This window comes from Azospirillum sp. B4, from assembly GCF_000333275.1.
Lineage (GTDB): Bacteria > Pseudomonadota > Alphaproteobacteria > Azospirillales > Azospirillaceae > Nitrospirillum.
In genome coordinates, this window is sequence record NZ_BACU01000232.1 from 1 (window position 1) to 1,017 (window position 1,017).

A 1,017-nucleotide genomic window follows, 5' to 3' on the forward strand; every position below is an offset into this window, starting at 1 on the left:
GTGTCGGTCGGCATGTTCGAGCATGTCGGCCTGCCCCATTATCCGGAATATTTCGCGGCCGTGCGCGACCTGATGACGCCGGAGGGGGTGGGTTCCAGTCCGAAGGGCGTCAGGGATTCGTGCGCAGGGTGGATGTCTGGTGTTCCTCCCCCGCAGCCACCGGTGCGCCGCTGGCGGGCACGTCACCCGGCTTGCCGGGGTGGCCGGCGCGCTTCAGGGCGTCGGCCACGTCCGGCGGCATGTACTTCTCATCATGCTTGGCCAGCAGTTCCGTGGCCGCGAACACGCCGTCGGGGCCCAGCTTGCCCTCCGCCACCACGCCCTGCCCCTCGCGGAACAGGTCGGGCAGGATGCCGGTGTAGGTGACGGGCAGCGACTTGGCGGTGTCGGTCACCTGGAAGGTGACGGTCAGTCCGCCGGCATCGCGCTTCAGGCTGCCGGTTTCCACCAGGCCGCCGATGCGCACGGTGCGCCCGCCCGGCGGCTTGGCCGCCAGGTCGGACGGGCTGTAGAAGAAGACGATGTTGTCGCGGAAGGCCGACAGGGTCAGCGCGGTGGCGGTGCCCAGGCCCAGCAGGGCCAGCGCCAGGATCATCATGCGGCGGCGTTTGCGGGTCATGGCGCGGTCTCCGTCGCCGGGGACGCCGTGGGGACGGGACCGACCTTCGGCTCCCGCTTGCGGCGGGGCTTGGCCGCTTCCAGCGTCGCCAGGGTGCGTTCCACCCGGCGCAGGCCGGTCAGGCTCAGCACCAGCAGGCCGACCAGCACCAGCGCCGCCGCCCCGTAGGATGACCAGACATAGGCGGCATATCCGCCCATCGACAGGGACCCGTCCATCATACTCTCAACCACAGCCTGGCAACCCGGAAGGGCCGCGAAAGTGGCGCAACCATTAGCTTATCACGTCGCCGAAACGACCGCCGTTGGTCTTCTTGTCCCATCGGCCGGCCGGATCATCCCGCCTGGCCCAGGCGCAGGGTCTGCACCCCGCGGGCGGCCAGGCCGGCCCGGATTCCC

Annotated in this window: 2 protein-coding genes; both read right to left on the reverse strand. The window is 70.3% G+C overall.

Translation table 11 applies throughout. From position 1 onward, the window contains the following. Window positions 1-109: 109 nt before the first annotated feature. Window positions 110-619, reverse strand: a complete 510-nt coding sequence (gene ccmE / locus I55_RS09845; protein ID WP_044560361.1) for a cytochrome c maturation protein CcmE — start codon at window positions 617-619, stop codon at window positions 110-112. Further along, window positions 616-840: a heme exporter protein CcmD gene (ccmD, locus tag I55_RS09850; protein ID WP_252181093.1), complete on the reverse strand. Its 225-nt coding sequence runs from the start codon at window positions 838-840 to the stop codon at window positions 616-618. The genes ccmE and ccmD overlap by 4 nt, the downstream gene beginning before the upstream one ends. Window positions 841-1,017: the final 177 nt, after the last annotated feature.